Raw genomic sequence first — 17,695 nt, forward strand, 5'->3', positions numbered from 1 at the left:
GGACAAGCGGATCGGCGCACGACATCGGCACGGATCGCCCAACGCACGCCCGACAAATCCCGGGATGCGCAAACCTCACGTAGCGGACATGTCACAGGTAAGCTATCGCCTTTGCGGCGCAGTTTTTGCCGCGCGACTTCGCCAGAACCGAATATGACCGCACTGAACGCCTCCGGGCCTTTGAAACTCGATCACCTCGTCGTTGCCGCACAAACGCTGGAAGCGGGGGAAGCGCATGTCATCGAGCAACTTGGCCTCACCGATGTCGTGCCGCAACGCGGCGGCAAGCATGCCCGGATGGGAACGCATAACAGCTTGCTGGGACTGTGGGGTGGCACGTATCTGGAGATCATCGCGATCGATCCGGACGCACCGGCCCCGAGTCGTGCGCGCTGGTTCGGACTTGACGACGAGACGGTACAGGCACGCCTTGCCCGGGGCCCGTACCTTGCGCACTGGGTGGCGCGCGTCGATCGACCGCGTTCGCTACCTCGCTGGCAAGCGCAATATCCGCAGCGGCTGGCGCCGGTAATGGCCATGCAGCGCGGGGCACTGACCTGGCAGATCGGTGTACCCGACGACGGCAGTCTTCCGTCGTGGCAAGGCGCAGGACAGGGGCTGCTGCCTACGCTGATCCAGTGGGATACGCAGCAGCATCCGGCCGATGCCTTGCCGCCCGCAGACTGCGCGGTCACATCGTTGCGTGGCTTTCACCCGCAGGCAACGGTGATCGCAGAACAACTGCAATGGCTGGGCGCCGATGCGCTCGTCAACGTGGAAGCGACATTGGTCGAGCCCTCGCTCGCCGCAGAAATCGAAACCCCGAACGGTCCTCGCACCTTGCGTTAGACCTTATCGATCCCAACGCCCGGCCACAGCGCATGGCGGGCGGATCATTACCAGAACCACGAGGCGACACCATGAATTCGCGTGAATCCCGGGGCATGCTGATCGGATTGATCGGCGTGCTCATCTTCAGTCTGACGTTGCCCATGACGCGCATCGTCGTAGCGGAAGTCAACCCGCTGCTCAATGGACTGGGACGCGCGCTGGTGGCAGCGGTATTCGCCGGGGCGTTGCTTTGGTGGCGCAAGGAGCCATGGCCCACCCGGTCGCAGCTCAAGAGTCTTGCCATCACTTCGCTCGGCGTCATCGTCGCCTTCCCGGTGTTCTCGGCTTGGGCGATGAAGACGATCCCGGCCTCACATGGCGCCGTCGTCAACGGCTTGCAGCCGTTCTTCGTCGCGATTTACGCTTACTGGCTCGGTGGCGAGCGCCCGTCGCGCGGCTTCTGGGTCTTCGCGCTGCTCGGCAGCGCACTGGTGATCGCTTTCGCGCTGCGCGCCGGGGGCGGTAGTCTGCATGCTGCGGACGGCCTGATGCTGCTCGCCGTCGTCATCGGCGCACTGGGCTACGCAGAAGGCGGCAAACTCGCCCGCGAGATGGGTGGCTGGCAAGTCATCTGCTGGGCACTCGTGGTGTCGACCCCGGTGCTGCTGTTGCCTGTGGGATGGCTTGCATGGCAGCAACCCTGGCCGGTGAGCGGCCGCGCCTGGGGCGCATTCGCCTACGTGACGCTCTTCTCCCAGTTCATCGGTTTCTTCGCCTGGTACGCCGGCCTCGCCATGGGCGGTATCGCGCGTGTCGGCCAAGTACAATTGCTACAGATTTTCTTCACGATTGCGCTGTCCGCCCTCTTTTTCGGCGAACAGGTCGATGCCGTCACGTGGCTGTTTGCCGCGGGCGTCGTGATGACGATCGCACTCGGCAAGAACATGAAGATCGGCGCTTCGCGACTCACGGGCAAACCGGTCTGACGACACACCACGGCGCATGCGATCCCTGCGCCGTGACGTGTCAGCCCCCTGGCGTTGCGCCTGCCCCCAAGCGCTCGGCACCCGCAACGCCCGATACTCGCGGCTCACGCAGAAAAGCCGCACATTCCAAGCGAGACCATCATGCACGATTGGCAATATTCCGAACGCGCCCGCAATCTGACCAGCTCGGCCATTCGCGAAATTCTCAAGGTCACCGAGCGCCCCGAAGTCATCTCGTTCGCTGGCGGCCTGCCCTCCCCGGCGACTTTCCCCGTCGCACAGATGCGTGCGGCCGCAGAGCGCGTTCTCACCGAGTCGCCGCAGACTGCGCTGCAATACAGCGCGACCGAGGGGTTTGCCCCGCTGCGCGAATGGATCGCCAGGCGTTACTCACGCGACGGCCTGACGCTCTCGCCCGACAACGTACTGATCACCACCGGATCGCAGCAAGGTCTCGATCTGATCGGCAAGATCTTCATCGATGAGGGCAGCCGGGTGCTCGTCGAAGCGCCGAGTTATCTGGGGGCACTGCAATCGTTCTCGCTGTTCGCGCCGAAATACGTGCCGGTGCCGACCGACGATCATGGCCTGCTTCCCGAGGCGCTCACGCCGGAACTGGTGAAAGGCGCCCGCTTCCTGTACGCCATGCCGAACTTCCAGAATCCGACGGGACGTCGCTTGCCCATGGCGCGTCGTGAAGCATTGGCGGCCGTGGCCAAGCGCGACGGTCTGGCGATCATCGAAGACGACCCCTATGGCGAACTTGACTACGAAGGCCAGCGCCTGCCGAGCCTCCTGTCGCTTGCGCCCGAGCATGTACTCCATATGGGCTCGTTCTCCAAGATTCTCGCCCCGGGGCTGCGACTCGGCTTCATCATCGGCCCGACGGCGGTGATTGCCAAGCTCGTCCAGGCCAAGCAGGCGGCGGACTTGCACACGCCCAGCGTCACGCAGCGCATCGCCTACGAAGTCGTGAAAGACGGTTTTCTCGACACGCATATCCCGTCGATTCGCACGCTTTACGCCGCACAGGCGCAAGCGATGCTCGCATCGCTGAAGCAGCACATGCCCGCCGGAGCCACGTGGACCACGCCTGCGGGCGGCATGTTCATCTGGTTGACATTGCCCGCTGGCATCGACACCATGCAGCTACTGGAAAAAGCGATTGCGCAGAATGTCGCGTTCGTGCCCGGCGCGCCGTTTTATGTCGGCACGCCGCAAACGAACACGCTGCGATTGTCGTTCGTGACGGTGCCGCCCGAGAAGATCGAGATCGGTATCGCACGCCTGGGGGCATTGATTGCAGACGCCGCGACCCGACGCGCTGCCTGATTCGCCACCCGCGCGGCAGCGACCCGTACCCCGACTTGCGCTGATTGGCCCGAGCCCGCCTCGGGCCAATTGCCAAGGGACCGACGGGAATCGCGCAACCCATCGCCGAACCAGCCCCACCGATCGCATCGATGAATCGATCGGCCCGATTTCACCGTATCTGCAAGGAAGCCGTACATGTCCGTCTACGACAAACTCAAGCAACTCGGTATCGAACTGCCGACCTCCGCCGCCCCGGCCGCTGCCTACGTCATGGCCGCTCAGACCGGCAACACCGTTTTCCTCTCGGGTCACCTGCCGAAGAAAGACGGCAAGGTCTGGACCGGCAAGCTCGGTCAGGACGTGAGCGTCGAAGACGGCAAGGCCGCCGCACGTGCTGTCGCGATCGAGCTGATCGCCACGCTGCATGCGCACACGGGTGACCTGAACAAGGTCAAGCGCATCGTGAAGCTGATGAGCCTCGTGAACTCGACGCAGGAATTCACCGACCAGCATCTGGTGACGAACGGTGCGTCGGAACTGTTCGGTGAAGTGTTCGGCGACGCCGGCAAGCACGCCCGTTCGGCATTTGGCGTCGCACAGATTCCGCTGGGCGCCTGTGTCGAGATCGAACTGATCGCCGAGCTCGCGTAAGCACTGCGTCCACCGTGCGCAGGCGTTCGCGGGACGGGCTAGAGGTAACGCTCTCGAGCGCGCCGACATGCTGCCGCGACGACGACATTCGATGTCGCACCGTCAGCGCAATCGACATCGTCGTCCCGCGAATATGACAACAGCCACCCTCGGGTGGCTGTTGTGTTTTGCAGCGGTGTCGAACTCGCTTCGACGTCGATCAGACCGGCTTGCCCGATCCGTACGCACGCCGCATCGCGATGGCGACGGCCAATGAAATCACCACCGCGACGCACAGCAAGGCGACCACACCGTGCCAGCCGTTCGACTTGAGCATCACACCAGAGAAGCTGCCGAGCAGGCTGGAGCCGAGGTAATAAAAGAACAGATACAACGCCGACGCGATCGCCCGCCCTTCTGTCGCGCGCCGTCCGACCCAACTGCTCGCAACGGTATGGGCACCGAAGAAGCCGAACGTAAAGATCGCCAGTCCGGCCACCACGCCCAGCACCTGCGGCGACAACATCGTCACAAGCCCGACCATCGCCAACGCCACGAGCGCCCAGAGCAGGCGTGGACCCCCCGCGCGATCCGAGAGCGGCCCCGCGATGAACGAGCCGGCCACCCCAATCAGATACATCGCGAAAATGGCGCCGATGGCCGCATGCGGCAGATGGAACGGGGCTGCCGACAAATGGAAGCCGAGATAGTTGTAGATGCTCACGAAGCTGCCCATCATCAGCCCGGCGAACAGATACAGGCCAAGCAGCGCCGGATCGCCCAGATGGCGGCGGGCATGACCGAGCGCCTCGCGCACGGGCATGTGGCGCGGCGTGAAGCGGCGTGAATGAGGCAAGCTGCGGGCGAATTCGAGTCCCATCGCCAGGCAGACGAGTCCGATCAGCGCGACGGACACACGCCACGAGAACATGTCGGCGACGAAAGCGGCCATTACCCGGCCCGCCATCCCGCCCAGAATGTTGCCGCCGATGTAGAGGCCCATCGACATGCCGAGCGAGCGTTGATCGATCTCTTCGCTGAGGTAGGCCATGGCAATGGCGGGCAAGCCCGACAGGGCGAGCCCCTTGAGCGCCGCCAGAATGACGATCGTCTCGAAGTTGGTCGAGAACGCACTCGCCAGCGTCAGCACCGACGAACTGAGCAACGCAATGGTCATCATGCGCTTGCGACTCACGCGGTCTGCGGCGACACACGTCACGAGCAGGCCAAGCGCCATCATCATCGTTGCCGCAGACACCGACCAACTCGCCTGCGCGGGACTGATGCCGAACGTCGTCGTCAGCAGCGGCAGCAGCGATTGCATGCAGTAGAGCTGCGCGAACGTTGAAAAACCGCCGAAAAAGAGCGCCCGGCTGATAACGGCGTATTCACGCGTGCCACGGGCGACGCCCGCAGGAAGTTTCGGGGCAGACGCGCCAGCGACGGACGCACCGCCGGTAGCAAGAGGGAGGGAATTCGTTGATGCCATGGAGATGGCTCGCCTCGCGCGAACCAAGGGTGAAATGTATACAACGAATGATAGGTTTGCCCTTACATCGCGTCCAATATATATTTAAGCGACTTTTCTATATATAAAACAGATCAATTGAGGCTCGAAGCATGGAACTGCGTCATCTCCGCTACTTCGTGACGGTCGCCGAGGAACTGCATTTCAGCCGTGCAGCCCAGAAGCTCAACATCGGGCAACCGCCGCTGTCGATGCAGATCCGCGCACTGGAAGATGAGTTGGGCGTGCCGCTCTTCGAGCGCTCGCAGCGACGCGTCTTCCTCACTGCCGCGGGGCGCGCGTTCCTCGTGCGGGCACGCCAGATTCTGGCCGATGCCGACGCTGCGCGCCTCGAAGTGCAGCAAATTGCCGGACTCGACGCCGGTGAGTTACGCATCGCCTTTACGACGTCGGCGCCGATGACGAATCTCATGAAACGCGTGCTCACGAGCTACCGTCAGCGGTATCCACGCGTCACGCTCACGCTGAGCGAGTCGCCCTCGGAGAATCAGCGCGAGGCACTGGTCGCTCGCACGCTCGACATCGGTCTGTTGCGCCAGGCAGAAGATGCGCCGCCGGTCGCAGGCCTGAGTTTCGAGACATTGATCGATGAGGCGCTGGTCGTGGTCTTGCATCAAGGGCATCGACTCGCGCGGCGGGCCAGCCTGTCGATTGCCGATCTGGCTGACGAAGCCTTCATCATGCATCCCCACGGCGTGGGCACGGCGATCGACGGTCAGATTCGGGGCATGTGCGAGCGCGCTGGTTTTACACCGCGTGTCGTGCAGGAGGCGCGCGAGTCCACGACGATTGTCGCGCTCGCGGCAAGTGGATTGGGTGTGGCGATCCTACCGGCAGCGGTGCGTTGCATCCAGATCGAAGGGGCGCACTTCATGGATGTCAGCGAACCCGATGCCCATGCACCGTTGCTCCTGGGAAAGCGCCGCGACGACAATAGCCCGCTTGTTCAGGCTTTCGTGGCGATGTGCCACGAAGTGGCCGGCCATCTCCGCGAGGAGCGTCAGCCAGCCACGTGATGCCGCCAATCTTGCGATCGGATGTGATCAGCGCGACTGGCATCAACCGTATCAGCCGCGCAGCGACGCCGCCAGACCGATCACCACGATCCCCAGCACGAGATTCAGAATCACGAGCCGGCGAATGCCGTTGACGGCCGCAGCCCCGTCGGGCCAGGACTGCGCCTGCACCGCGCGTTGCAGACGCGGGAACAGGGCGAAACGGATGTGCCCGAAGACCAGCATCATCAGCACACCGATCCCCGCCATGGCATGCACGGGCCAACGGGCATGCAAACCGCCCATGCCCATCATCATGTGCCCGCCGGAGAGCAGAATCAGCACGATGGCAACGCCGACCCACGTGAAAAAGCGCGTGAACGCCGCTTCCCACAACGGCAGACGTTGCTGGGGCGAGAGCTCCGACGACGCCGGACGCAGACACACCAGCGCGAAGAACATTCCACCGATCCAGACGGCGACACTGACCAGATGCAGGAACAGGCTGAAGGCGTAGACACTCATGCGTGATCCTCTCAGGATGCGGTAGGCACGGCCGGCAACACCGGCTCAAGCGAACGCGGTTTGAACGTCGCAAACTTCACTGCCGGTGCACGGCCCTTGCGAGCGCGCTTGCCGATGTTCGGTGCCAGCGATGCACCCGAGAGCGTCTCGGACTGCAACTTGCCACCCCGTACCTCACCGTACACCGTGACACCCGCTTCGCTGATCGGTACGACCGACACCAGCGTCTGCTTGCTTTCGAGACCGATCAGCGTGACACCACGTCCGCCCCCGGTGAGCGCCTTCATTTCGTCCATGCCGAATACGAGCAGACGTCCATCGCTCGACAGACAGGCCACGGCACTCGCCCCCTGCCAGATCGGCGTGGGCGCCAGCGGCTCGGCACCGTCATCGATCGTCATGAACGACTTGCCAGCCTTCACGCGGCTGACCATATCGCCCAGTTTGGTCGTGAAGCCAAAGCCAGCCGTCGTGGCCAGCAACAGCGGTTGCTCGCCCGAGGCCGCGTAGTAGTGCAACAGACGTGAACCCGATTCGAGTTCGATCAGCGAGGTCAGCGGCACGCCGTCGCCACGCCCCCCCGGCAAGAGCGCCACCGCGACCGAATAGACACGGCCGTTGCTGCCCCATGCAATCAACGGATCGACCGTCCGGCATTCGAAGGCGCCATACAGCGAGTCGCCCTGCTTGAACGAGAAACCCTGCGCGTCCAGGCCGTGGCCCTTGAGCGCCCGGACCCAACCCTTGGCAGAAACGACGACGGTCACCGGCTCATCGACGACGCGTGCTTCGGCCACCGCACGCTTCTCCTCCTGAATCAAGGTGCGACGCTCGTCGCCGAATTGCTTGGCGTCGGTTTCGATTTCCTTGATGATCAGGCGCTTCATCGTGCTCTCGTTGGCGAGCAGGTCTTCGAGCTTCGCCTTCTCGTCGCGCAACGACGCGAGTTCCTGCTCGATCTTGATCGCTTCCAGACGCGCCAACTGACGCAGGCGAATTTCCAGAATGTCTTCGGCCTGACGCTCGCTCAGCTTGAACGATGCCATCAGCGCGGCCTTCGGCTCGTCCGACTCGCGAATGATACGAATGACTTCGTCGATATTCAGGAAGACGATCATGCGGCCTTCGAGAATATGGATGCGGTCGTCGACCTTGCCCAGACGGTGACGCGTGCGACGCGTGACGGTCTCGAAGCGGAAGCCGATCCATTCGGTAATGATGTCGCGCAACGACTTCTGGCCCGGACGTCCATCGGCGCCCACCATCACAAGGTTCACCGACGCACTCGACTCCAGGCTCGTGTGCGCGAGCAGCATCGTGATGAATTCCTGCTGATCGATGCGGCTCGATTTCGGCTCGAACACGAGACGCACCGGGGCGTCCTTACCCGACTCGTCGCGCACGGCATCGAGCATTGCCAGCATCGATTGCTTCAGGTTCTGCTGCTCGGGCGTGAGCGACTTCTTGCCGAGCTTGACCTTCGGATTCGTCAGCTCCTCGATTTCCTCGAGCACCTTCTGACCGGAGGTATTCGGCGGCAATTCATACACCACCGCCTGCCACTGACCGCGCGCCATTTCTTCGATCTTCCAGCGCGCCCGCATCTTGAGACTGCCACGGCCGCTCTCGTAAGCGGCGCGAATCTCTGCCGCGCTCGAGATCAGTTGCCCGCCGCCCGGGAAGTCCGGCCCCTGCACGTGGGTCATCAGCTCGGCATCGTCGAGCTTGGGATTGCGGATCAGGGCGACGGCAGCCGACGCGACTTCGCGCAAGTTATGCGAGGGGATTTCCGTGGCCAGACCAACCGCGATCCCCGAGGCGCCGTTGAGCAGCACGAACGGCAGGCGTGCCGGCAACAAGCGCGGCTCCTCCGTGGAGCCGTCGTAGTTCGGCACGAAATCGACCGTGCCCGCATCGATCTCGTCGAGCAGCAGCTTCGCGATCGGCGTCAGACGCGCTTCGGTGTATCGCATTGCCGCCGCGCCGTCGCCATCGCGCGAGCCGAAGTTGCCCTGACCGTCGATGAGCGGATAGCGCATCGAGAAGTCCTGCGCGAGACGCACCAGGGCGTCATACGCGGACTGGTCGCCGTGCGGGTGGAATTTACCGAGCACATCGCCGACGACGCGTGCCGACTTCACCGGCTTGGCGTCGGACGCAAGGCCCATTTCGTTCATCGCGAACAGGATGCGGCGCTGTACCGGCTTCTGACCATCGCAGACGTCCGGCAGGGCGCGGCCCTTGACCACGCTGATCGCGTAGTCCAAATAAGCGCGCTCGGCATACGCGCCGAGCGTTAGCGTGTCGTCATCCGACGGTTGCGTAAAGAGATCTTCTACTTGTTCCATAAAACCTGTGGGTTTGCTGCGAACGTTTGACGAGAGTTCGGGAGGACGTTGACCGCGAGATCATACCAAGCTCGCCGGTACATTTCGGCAAAAACCCGTCCGAATGGCAAAGCGAGATGTGATTTTGGGATCGACGGCGGGTGAAACTACCGGAATTCCGACCGCGATTCGGAAGATTCCGAGCCGCCATGCGGCATGCCGCATGCGGGATGCGGCCTCAGTCGGTGGCGGGCGGCGCCGACAACCCGGAGGGTACCGATTCACGCCCGGAGGCGTTCGGCATAGTAGCAGGCACCACGGGCAGGCCTGTCGGTGCGCCCAGAATGACGTGTATGCGGCCGTCGCGCGAGCCGTTCACGCGGGCATTGCCGAACTTCCCGGCGCCGGTCCTGACGACATTCCCGCCCGGCATGCCGTCTGCTTCGGGATTGAAACGTCGATACAGTTCGAGCACGGCTGCCACGTAATCACGCGTTTCCGCATAAGGCGGAATCTGATCCGCGTGCCGGGCGACAGCGCCCTCACCTGCGTTGTACGACGCGAGCACCAGCTCGAGACGGTCGGGATATCGCGCTTGCAGGTCGCGCAAGTAGCGTGCGCCTGTCAGCACATTGGTACGCGGATCGGTGAGTTTCTGGGCCACCGTGCGGCGAGCGTCCGAACGTACCCCGTAACGCTCCCCGGTGGTCGGCAGCACCTGCATCAATCCCACCGCGCCTTTGGGTGACACGGCATCGCTATCGAATCCCGACTCAGCCGCAATCACGGCTTTCAGCAACGCGGCGTCGACATGAAATTTCTGCGCTGCCTGTGAGATCACGGGCGCCAGTTTTTTCAGATTGGGATGACGGGCAAGCGCGTCGTACAGACGCGAACGATCGGTGGTGCTGACCGCACCGCCCTGCTGCTGAGTGCGCAAATCGACGTCGCCGCCATTACCGACCACCAGCCGATAGCGCGCATCGAGCTTGCGCGCCGCCAGGTGAGCGACACCATTTTCGTCGACGTAACCGTAAAGCTCGGCGTGTGCGAGTGGCGTCGCGGCAAGCAGCAAAGCTGCCAACGCGGGACCTGCGAACTGCCGCAGAGAGAACTTTCGGCGGATCGCGCTAAGGCGCTCCGCCGTCGAAACTGGATTATTGCTGACCTTTGACATGCACCTTGATCGTCTGGCTCATGGCCGGACCGTACGACTGGTGCGCACCGTTGGCGAATTGCATCGTCAGGGTGTGATCGCCAGGCGTCAGATTGACGCTCGTCTCGGTCTGTCCTTTGCCGAAATGCAGGTGCGTGTCGTCGGTTGGAACGACCTGACCTGCCGGAACCGGATCGCCGTCGATGATGAGATGGTGATGGCCGGTGTCGGACGTCATGTCGCCCGCCGGTTTGATCGCCATTCCCGCGACGCCGAACTTGACCACGACCGGGTTCGAAACCGTCGCTCCATCAGCAGGGGCAACGAAGAAGACGCGCGGCTGGGCCGACTGTGCCAAGGCGGTAACGCTTGCACCAGCAAGCAACATCGGCACGAAAATGCAACGCATAGAACGCAACATAACGCGACTCCCGGTAGGGTGAAGGCTGGATTATCCCACTATGTGAGCGCTCACGCTGGTTTGCCCTGCGTGAGCGCGGCGAAAATGCGATGAATGGACACTTTCCGACACGCCGACACCCCACCCATCGCCCGCCAGACGCGGGCCTACGGCATTCCGCTCAGATATCGGCTTCCACTTCGTTGCCCTTGGCTTCGAGCCAGCTACGGCGCTGCGCCGCCTCGCCCTTGCCCATGAGCATGTTCATCCGGGACACGGTTGCGTCGAAATCGAGATGCCCCAGAGCCACGGGGCTCAAGCGCCGCGTGTCGGGATTCATCGTCGTCTCCCAGAGTTGCTCGGCACTCATCTCGCCCAGCCCCTTGAAGCGGCTGATGGACCATGCCGATTCGCGAACACCGTCCTTGCGCAGCTTGTCGAGAATCGCTTCGAGTTCGCCTTCGTCTAGCGCGTAGAGCTTTTGCGCGGGCTTCTTGCCGCGTGCCGGGGCGTCGACACGATACAACGGCGGGCGCGCCACGAACACGTGCCCCGTCGCGATCAGTTGCGGGAAGTGCCGGAAGAAGAGCGTCAGCAGCAGCACCTGAATGTGCGAGCCATCCACGTCCGCATCGGAGAGGATGCAGATCTTGCCATAACGCAAATTCGACAAATCGGGCGTGTCGTTCGCGCCATGCGGATCGACGCCGATCGCCACCGCGATATCGTGCACTTCGTTGTTCGCAAATAGCCGGTCGCGCTCGGTCTCCCACGTATTGAGGACCTTGCCGCGCAACGGCAGAATCGCCTGAAACTCTTTGTCACGCCCCATCTTCGCCGAACCACCCGCCGAGTCGCCCTCGACGAGGAACAGTTCGTTGCGCGTGATGTCTTCCGTCTCGCAATCCGTGAGCTTGCCCGGCAGAACGGCGACGCCCGAACTCTTTTTCTTTTCGATCTTCTGGCCGGCACGCGTACGCGCCTGCGCCTGACGAATCACGAGTTCGGCAAGCTTCTTGCCATGCTCGACGTGATGATTGAGCCACAACTCGAGCGCCGGGCGTGTAAAGGACGACACGAGACGCACCGCATCACGACTGTTCAGGCGCTCCTTGATCTGCCCCTGAAACTGCGGGTCGAGCACCTTTGCCGAGAGCACGAACGACACGCGCGAGAACACGTCTTCGGGCAGCAGCTTCACGCCCTTGGGCTGAAGATTGTGCAATTCGATAAAGCCGCGCACGGCCTGGAACAGCCCTTCGCGCAACCCTGATTCGTGCGTGCCGCCTGCGGGCGTCGGAATCAGGTTGACGTAGGACTCGCGCACCTGTGCGCCGTCCTCCGTCCAGGCCACGACCCACGCAGCGCCTTCGCCTTCGGCAAAACTGTCTTCGCTGCCGTCGGCAAAACGCTCGCCTTCGAAGAGCGGAATGAGCGGTTCTGCGCCACCCAGCGATTCGACGAGATAGCCGCGCAGGCCATGCTCGTAAAACCACGTCTGCTCTTCACCGTTCTTTTCCTGACGCAACGTCACACGCACGCCGGGCAGCAGCACGGCCTTCGAGCGCAGCAGACGTTGCAGCTCACCCAGCGGCAGCGCCGGGCTATCGAAGTACTTGGCGTCCGGCCACACGGTCACGCGCGTACCGCTCTTCTTCTCGCCGCGTTGCGCCGCACGCGAGTGGAGCGCGACGTCGACGTTGCCGCCGTCGGCAAATTCGAGTTCCGAGACCTGACCGTCACGCCAGACCGTCACGGCCAGTCGCGTCGCGAGTGCGTTCGTCACCGACACACCAACGCCGTGCAAGCCGCCCGAGAACGTGTAAGCGCCGCCCGCGGCCTTATCGAACTTGCCGCCCGCGTGCAGACGCGTGAACACGATTTCCACGACCGGCACACCCTCTTCCGGGTGGATGCCGACGGGAATGCCACGGCCATCGTCCTCGACACTCACCGAACCGTCTTTGTTCAGCGTGACGAGAATCTGCTTGCCATAGCCGCCAAGCGCTTCGTCAGAAGCGTTGTCGATGACTTCCTGAATGATGTGCAGCGGATTTTCGGTGCGGGTGTACATGCCCGGGCGCTGCTTGACCGGCTCAAGGCCCTTCAGGACCTTGATGGACGCTTCGCTGTACTGGGCAGGCGTATTTTTTTTCGACATAGCGTGACTGAATTGGGGTTCGACGCCCGGCGATTATCCACATTTCCTGTGGACAACCACGGGGAAAACCCATTAACACATGACAAAAGTGACGCCGGATCAACGACTTGTGTTGCGGCGCCCACATAATGGGCACTCGGGTGTTCGTGCGGCGACGGCCAATGCTCCGGCAGACGCCCGACGCCCGATGAATCGCGGCCTATTGTACTGTCACTCGCGGCGCGCTCAAGTGACATCGCCAGCCGCCTCATGACATCCATCGTGACACCCAACGAAACGCGGCCGGAAAACCGGCCGTCGTTTCAGTTGTCCGCGACACGGCGGTTCACGTGAGCCAACGGGCTTACGCGCCCTCGCCGCGCTGCTTGGCTTCGAGCACTTCCCAGCGTTCGAGCGCTTCGAGCAACTCCAGTTCAATCGCTTCGAAACGTTCGGACAACGCCGCACCCGCTGCCGGATCTTTCACAAAGATCGAACCGTCTTCGATCGTGGCTGCGGCCGCTTTCTGCTCGTTTTCGAGCGACGCAATGCGCTCCGGCAATCCATCGAGTTCGCGTTGCTCCTTGTAACTGAGCTTGACGGTACGATTCGTGCCCCGCTTGGGCGCGCTCGCCGTTTCCTTCGGCGTGTCGTCCGCCGGCGCACGTTGCGCGGCAAGAGCCGCCGAACGCTCGCTCTGCACCTGCCAGTCGGTAAAGCCACCGACATACTCCCGCCAGTTGCCGTCGCCCTCCGCAGCGATGACCGACGTCACCACGTTGTCGAGGAACGTACGGTCGTGGCTCACGAGGAACACCGTCCCGCTATATTCCTCAAGCAATTCTTCGAGCAGCTCAAGTGTCGGAATGTCGAGGTCGTTGGTCGGTTCGTCGAGCACCAGCACATTGGCCGGACGCGCGAACAACCGGGCAAGCAGCAAACGGTTGCGCTCACCGCCGGAAAGCGACTTCACCGGGGAGCGCGCGCGTTCCGGGGAAAACAGGAAGTCGCCGAGATAGCTCATGACGTGCTTGCGCGCGCCGTTGATCTCGATCCAGTCGCTGCCCGGGCTGATGGTGTCGAGCAGACTGCGCTCCGGATCGAGTTGCGCGCGCATCTGATCGAAGTACGCCACCTGAAGGTTCGTGCCGACGCGAATCTGGCCGCTGTCCGGCGTGATCTCTCCAAGGATGAGCTTGAGCATCGTCGTCTTGCCGACCCCGTTGGGGCCGACGAGACCGACCTTGTCGCCACGCATGAGCGTCGCGGAAAAGTCGCGCACGATGACGCGCCCGCCGTAGGCCTTCGTCACGTTGGTGAGTTCGGCCACGATCTTGCCCGACTTTTCCGCCTGCGCCACATCCATGCGCACGTTGCCCTGCTGCTCGCGACGTTCGGCACGTTCGCTGCGCATCGTCTTCAGACGTTCGATACGCGACACGCTTCGCGTGCGACGCGCCTCGACGCCCTTGCGAATCCACACTTCCTCCTGCGCGAGCAGCTTGTCGAACTTCGCGTTCTCCACGCGTTCGATTTCCAACTGCTCGGCCTTACGTTCCTGATACTGCGTAAAGTTGCCCGGGTACGAGAGCAAACGCCCCCGGTCGAGCTCGACGATGCGCGTGGCGACCCGATCCAGAAAGCTCCGGTCGTGGGTAATGAACAGCAACGCGCCGCGATAGTTGAGGAGCAACTCTTCAAGCCAGCGGATCGCGTCGAAATCGAGGTGGTTGGTCGGTTCGTCTAGCAGCAACACATCGGGCTTCGCGACCCACGCCTGCGCGAGCGAGACCCGCTTCTGCATCCCGCCGGAGAGCGCGCCGACGCGGGCGTGCCCGTCGAGTCCGAGCTGCGCGATGGTCGTCTCCACACGTGTCTTGAGTTGCCACGCATCGGCCGCATCGAGCGACGATTGCAGCGAGTTCAGACGGGCAAGCAGGGCATCATGTTCGGCACCCTCCGGGGCCACCGACAGCGCTTCTGCCGTGCGGTCGTATTCGGAGAGCAGGACGTGCGAGTCACCGAGCCCCAACGCGACGGCGTCGAACACCGACTGCTCGGGATCGAACTCCGGCTCCTGCTGGACGTAGACCGTATGCAGCCCGGCCTGACGCGCCACCAGACCGTCGTCCGGGGACGTGAGTCCGGCCACGATCTTGAGCAGCGACGACTTGCCGGCGCCGTTACGGCCGATAAGCCCGACGCGCTCACCGGCTTCGAGTGAAAAATCGGCATTGTCGAGCAATGCGTGGTGACCGAACGCCAGTTGGGCGCCGGTGATGGAGTACAAGGCCATGTGTCGGGGAAAGTCTCTGGAACGCGTGAACTGCGGTGGGAGATATTGTAGTGCCGGGCGCGATGGCCCGGCCGATAAAGCGTGATACTGCGCGAATATGTGCTCGGTGATGGCGACGGTGTTACCGCGCTCGCCGGCATCGAATCAGGCGTTGCGCGGTGCTGCACGCACCATTTCGATATGCATGATGCCGTCTTCATCGTAGGGCTCACTGGCTTTGACGAAGCCGAATCCGCCGTAAAACGCCTCTAGATGCGCCTGGGCACCGATACGCAACGCCGCCATCGGCCACTGCGCGTCGGCAATCGCGACGGCCCGCGCGAGCAGTTCCCGGCCAAGCCCGGTCCCCCGATGGGACGACGCCGTGATGACACGCCCGATCGAGGCCTCCTCATAGGCCAACCCGGGGGGCAGCAATCGCAGATAGGCAGCGATCTGCGCCCCATCCGAGGTGCTCGTCGTGGCTTGCGCCACCAGGTGGAGGCTTTGCGGATCACGTCCGTCGATGTCCTGGTACGGGCAGTTTTGCTCGACCACGAACACCGCGTTTCGTGCGGCCAGAATGCGATAGAGCAGCGCGCTGCCCAACTCATCGAACGACTTGCACATCCATTCCATTGCCGACGCTCCGCCCTTTGCCGAGGGAAATCGTGAGAAAGGCGGGACTATAGCACCGTCGCAAAGCGACGATGCCGGGATCGCGCACATGGGATGAATAGGGGGAAGACGAAAAAGACGAACGAGAAAAGCGAACGAGGCAGTCGAGCGGGGAATGTCCCGGGACTTACTGGTAAAAGACGATACCTTGCTCGATGTCGGCGCGGGCGTTGCGCTCGGCGTCGTCGAGGGCGTTACCCTGCGTGGCGAAGCCGTAGGCCGTCTGCACCTGATAGGCACCCACTTTTTCCAGACCCTTCTGGGTCGGACGATGAATCTCGTAGAACGCGTCCCAACGGGCATTGTCTCGCTCGATGGCATGGACGCTGTACTGGAATTCTTGATATTGCGTTGTTTTCATTTTGTATCCTTCTTTACTGCAAGAAAATTGACTAATAACTATCCCTCTCGAATCGGCTTACGGTGATGAGAGTGCAAATTTGCACAAATGTTTCCGTGAAGTGCACGCAGCGTAGCTGTCGAATATGACAGTCACGCGACAAAAAAGTGACTGACATACGACAACCGACGCGACTGAACGTTGCACACGGCGCAAGTCCGCATGCGCACCGACGACGCGAAAAAACAAGGCGCAATCCGGGCGTTCTGTACGACTTCCTGTTTCGGGGAACGGTGTCGTCCGTCCTTTCGGAACGGCGACTTGAACGACCAAGCGTTCAGGGTGACATGCGTCGGCACCGTACGTGCGACACATCTGTAGTGATTTTCGTGCCGCGCGTTTGGCCGACGCCGGGCAGATGTCTTATCTGCCGGGCATTTCATGCCACGAGAAACTGCCTCAAGCAAACCCGAAGTTGACGGGCGGATGAATGCAGTTGGCGAATGATAGCAGAAAACGATCCGGCTTGCACCAAAGTGCGCCAACGCCCGCCGGATGGCGCTGGACTACGGTGTCGACTTGTCGTCGTCCATTTGCCGCAATACCCAGTACATATACCCTGCGAACGCGCCGAAGATCACGTGACCCGCCACCATCGTCCACCCGCGCGACTCCATGAACCACGGGAACATCTGGGTCATCACATAGAAATTGACGACATAGACGATCAGGCCGAAGACGCCGCCGGCAATCGACACGGTCGCGACGTCGGAATCGAGCCGGAACGGCGCGATGATCGCCCCGAGCACCACGCCCAGCACGACACCGATGGCCGCATGCACCATCAATGCCATGGCGACGATCGACACGTCGAACGTGGCCGGCTGCGACAGAATGCCCGGCCCGAGCACGATGGCCGCCACCATACGGGGCGGCACCCATGGGCTCTGGCCCGAGACGAGCAGCACCATGAGCATTTCGACAGCGGAGAAGAAGGCGCAGGCCACAAAACCGGCAACGGCCGCAGCGGCCCAGTCCGGCGAGCGGTGCGTATAGCGATGCGAGCTGAGATGCAGTTCCATGATCTCCTCCATTGAGGGTCAGGCACAGAGCCGCCGGCCACGCCGACAGTGTTTCCAGCATAGGACACAATCCGGGAAACGTGTCCGCGCACACCGATCCCTTCCTTATACTTGCCCCTGGGCCTCGCATTGGGTGGGGCGCATAGGGAGATGTCTCATGGCTAATACGTCAAGCTTTCTCGCTCTACTCGTCAGCATCGTGCTGATCGGTGTCCCGGTGTGGCGCATTCTTCGACGGCTCGGCTTTTCCCCCTGGCTCACGGTGCTGGCCTTCATTCCGATCGTCAACATCATTTCACTCTGGCTGCTCTCGTACGCCAACTGGCCCAGCCAACGCGCCCCGACGCAAACGCCCTGATCCCACCGGTCAGGCCGCAGGAGGCAATAGGACGCGGCATCGCGGCTCGATGCCGTGTCCTGAATTGCGACGTCGCGTGGCGTGGAGATGACGCTCTCCCGTGGTGCAGTGCGGTACGGTAGAATATTCG

At 62.6% G+C, this 17,695-nt stretch carries 16 protein-coding genes; 6 read left to right on the top strand and 10 right to left on the bottom strand.

What is annotated here, in order from left to right:
* The first annotated feature begins 153 nt into the window (after positions 1-153).
* The 4 genes from C5N93_RS12370 (at position 154) to C5N93_RS12385 (ending at position 3,782) form a co-directional block, all read left to right on the top strand.
* Entirely contained in the window at positions 154-849 is a 696-nt protein-coding gene (locus tag C5N93_RS12370; protein WP_242559481.1) for a VOC family protein, read from the top strand.
* 71 nt (positions 850-920) lie between these two features.
* The gene (locus C5N93_RS12375; RefSeq protein WP_242559482.1) at positions 921-1,817 is read left to right on the top strand and encodes a DMT family transporter; all 897 of its coding nucleotides are present in this window, start codon (positions 921-923) and stop codon (positions 1,815-1,817) included.
* Between the two features lie 141 nt (positions 1,818-1,958).
* On the top strand, positions 1,959-3,149 hold the full coding sequence (locus tag C5N93_RS12380) for a PLP-dependent aminotransferase family protein (protein WP_242559483.1): 1,191 nt from the start codon (positions 1,959-1,961) through the stop codon (positions 3,147-3,149).
* A 177-nt stretch (positions 3,150-3,326) separates the two neighbouring features.
* On the top strand, positions 3,327-3,782 hold the full coding sequence (locus C5N93_RS12385) for a RidA family protein (protein WP_069341721.1): 456 nt from the start codon (positions 3,327-3,329) through the stop codon (positions 3,780-3,782).
* A gap of 199 nt (positions 3,783-3,981) precedes the next feature.
* Here the strand turns inward: C5N93_RS12385 and C5N93_RS12390 are convergent, their stop codons facing one another.
* Positions 3,982-5,250: an MFS transporter gene (locus C5N93_RS12390; RefSeq protein WP_242559484.1), complete on the bottom strand. Its 1,269-nt coding sequence runs from the start codon at positions 5,248-5,250 to the stop codon at positions 3,982-3,984.
* A 131-nt stretch (positions 5,251-5,381) separates the two neighbouring features.
* Here C5N93_RS12390 and C5N93_RS12395 point away from each other — a divergent pair, with 131 nt between their 5' ends.
* Positions 5,382-6,305 (top strand): LysR substrate-binding domain-containing protein, encoded by a 924-nt coding sequence (locus C5N93_RS12395; protein WP_242559485.1) that lies wholly within the window; start codon positions 5,382-5,384, stop codon positions 6,303-6,305.
* 51 nt (positions 6,306-6,356) lie between these two features.
* Here the strand turns inward: C5N93_RS12395 and C5N93_RS12400 are convergent, their stop codons facing one another.
* The 9 genes from C5N93_RS12400 to C5N93_RS12440 all read right to left on the bottom strand — a co-directional run bounded on the left by C5N93_RS12400 (position 6,357) and on the right by C5N93_RS12440 (position 17,207).
* Positions 6,357-6,809 carry a CopD family protein gene (locus C5N93_RS12400; RefSeq protein ID WP_069341724.1) on the bottom strand — a complete coding sequence of 151 codons (453 nt, stop codon included), beginning with the start codon at positions 6,807-6,809 and terminating at the stop codon, positions 6,357-6,359.
* 11 nt (positions 6,810-6,820) lie between these two features.
* Positions 6,821-9,157 carry a DNA topoisomerase IV subunit A gene (parC, locus tag C5N93_RS12405; RefSeq protein WP_242559486.1) on the bottom strand — a complete coding sequence of 779 codons (2,337 nt, stop codon included), beginning with the start codon at positions 9,155-9,157 and terminating at the stop codon, positions 6,821-6,823.
* Positions 9,158-9,374: 217 nt separating this feature from the next.
* Positions 9,375-10,220 (bottom strand): lytic transglycosylase domain-containing protein, encoded by an 846-nt coding sequence (locus tag C5N93_RS12410; protein WP_242559487.1) that lies wholly within the window; start codon positions 10,218-10,220, stop codon positions 9,375-9,377.
* A 73-nt stretch (positions 10,221-10,293) separates the two neighbouring features.
* Positions 10,294-10,713: a DUF4399 domain-containing protein gene (locus C5N93_RS12415; RefSeq protein WP_242559488.1), complete on the bottom strand. Its 420-nt coding sequence runs from the start codon at positions 10,711-10,713 to the stop codon at positions 10,294-10,296.
* Between the two features lie 160 nt (positions 10,714-10,873).
* Positions 10,874-12,853, bottom strand: a complete 1,980-nt coding sequence (locus C5N93_RS12420; protein WP_069341727.1) for a DNA topoisomerase IV subunit B — start codon at positions 12,851-12,853, stop codon at positions 10,874-10,876.
* 343 nt (positions 12,854-13,196) lie between these two features.
* On the bottom strand, positions 13,197-15,128 hold the full coding sequence (locus C5N93_RS12425) for an ATP-binding cassette domain-containing protein (RefSeq protein WP_242559489.1): 1,932 nt from the start codon (positions 15,126-15,128) through the stop codon (positions 13,197-13,199).
* Between the two features lie 144 nt (positions 15,129-15,272).
* Positions 15,273-15,746, bottom strand: coding sequence for a GNAT family N-acetyltransferase (locus C5N93_RS12430; protein WP_242559490.1), 474 nt, complete (start codon positions 15,744-15,746; stop codon positions 15,273-15,275).
* A 166-nt stretch (positions 15,747-15,912) separates the two neighbouring features.
* Positions 15,913-16,146 carry a hypothetical protein gene (locus C5N93_RS12435; protein ID WP_069341730.1) on the bottom strand — a complete coding sequence of 78 codons (234 nt, stop codon included), beginning with the start codon at positions 16,144-16,146 and terminating at the stop codon, positions 15,913-15,915.
* A 545-nt stretch (positions 16,147-16,691) separates the two neighbouring features.
* Positions 16,692-17,207 carry a hypothetical protein gene (locus C5N93_RS12440; RefSeq protein WP_242559491.1) on the bottom strand — a complete coding sequence of 172 codons (516 nt, stop codon included), beginning with the start codon at positions 17,205-17,207 and terminating at the stop codon, positions 16,692-16,694.
* A 157-nt stretch (positions 17,208-17,364) separates the two neighbouring features.
* On the opposite strand from C5N93_RS12440, the gene C5N93_RS12445 reads away from it, so the two are divergent.
* Complete coding sequence (locus C5N93_RS12445; RefSeq protein WP_242559492.1) at positions 17,365-17,565, top strand: hypothetical protein; 201 nt, start codon at positions 17,365-17,367, stop codon at positions 17,563-17,565.
* The last annotated feature ends 130 nt before the right edge of the window (positions 17,566-17,695 follow it).

This window comes from Pandoraea sp. LA3 (assembly GCF_022696215.1).
Lineage (GTDB): Bacteria > Pseudomonadota > Gammaproteobacteria > Burkholderiales > Burkholderiaceae > Pandoraea > Pandoraea capi.

Excerpts from the sequence above, each read along its gene's own strand:
- C5N93_RS12370 (WP_242559481.1), top strand. The coding sequence starts at position 154 with ATGACCGCACTGAACGCCTCCGGGCCTTTGAAACTCGATCACCTCGTC.
- C5N93_RS12375 (WP_242559482.1), top strand. The coding sequence starts at position 921 with ATGAATTCGCGTGAATCCCGGGGCATGCTGATCGGATTGATCGGCGTG.
- C5N93_RS12380 (WP_242559483.1), top strand. The coding sequence starts at position 1,959 with ATGCACGATTGGCAATATTCCGAACGCGCCCGCAATCTGACCAGCTCG.
- C5N93_RS12385 (WP_069341721.1), top strand. The coding sequence starts at position 3,327 with ATGTCCGTCTACGACAAACTCAAGCAACTCGGTATCGAACTGCCGACC.
- C5N93_RS12390 (WP_242559484.1), bottom strand. The coding sequence starts at position 5,250 with ATGGCATCAACGAATTCCCTCCCTCTTGCTACCGGCGGTGCGTCCGTC.
- C5N93_RS12395 (WP_242559485.1), top strand. The coding sequence starts at position 5,382 with ATGGAACTGCGTCATCTCCGCTACTTCGTGACGGTCGCCGAGGAACTG.
- C5N93_RS12400 (WP_069341724.1), bottom strand. The coding sequence starts at position 6,809 with ATGAGTGTCTACGCCTTCAGCCTGTTCCTGCATCTGGTCAGTGTCGCC.
- parC (WP_242559486.1), bottom strand. The coding sequence starts at position 9,157 with ATGGAACAAGTAGAAGATCTCTTTACGCAACCGTCGGATGACGACACG.
- C5N93_RS12415 (WP_242559488.1), bottom strand. The coding sequence starts at position 10,713 with ATGTTGCGTTCTATGCGTTGCATTTTCGTGCCGATGTTGCTTGCTGGT.
- C5N93_RS12420 (WP_069341727.1), bottom strand. The coding sequence starts at position 12,853 with ATGTCGAAAAAAAATACGCCTGCCCAGTACAGCGAAGCGTCCATCAAG.
- C5N93_RS12425 (WP_242559489.1), bottom strand. The coding sequence starts at position 15,128 with ATGGCCTTGTACTCCATCACCGGCGCCCAACTGGCGTTCGGTCACCAC.
- C5N93_RS12430 (WP_242559490.1), bottom strand. The coding sequence starts at position 15,746 with ATGGAATGGATGTGCAAGTCGTTCGATGAGTTGGGCAGCGCGCTGCTC.
- C5N93_RS12435 (WP_069341730.1), bottom strand. The coding sequence starts at position 16,146 with ATGAAAACAACGCAATATCAAGAATTCCAGTACAGCGTCCATGCCATC.
- C5N93_RS12440 (WP_242559491.1), bottom strand. The coding sequence starts at position 17,207 with ATGGAACTGCATCTCAGCTCGCATCGCTATACGCACCGCTCGCCGGAC.
- C5N93_RS12445 (WP_242559492.1), top strand. The coding sequence starts at position 17,365 with ATGGCTAATACGTCAAGCTTTCTCGCTCTACTCGTCAGCATCGTGCTG.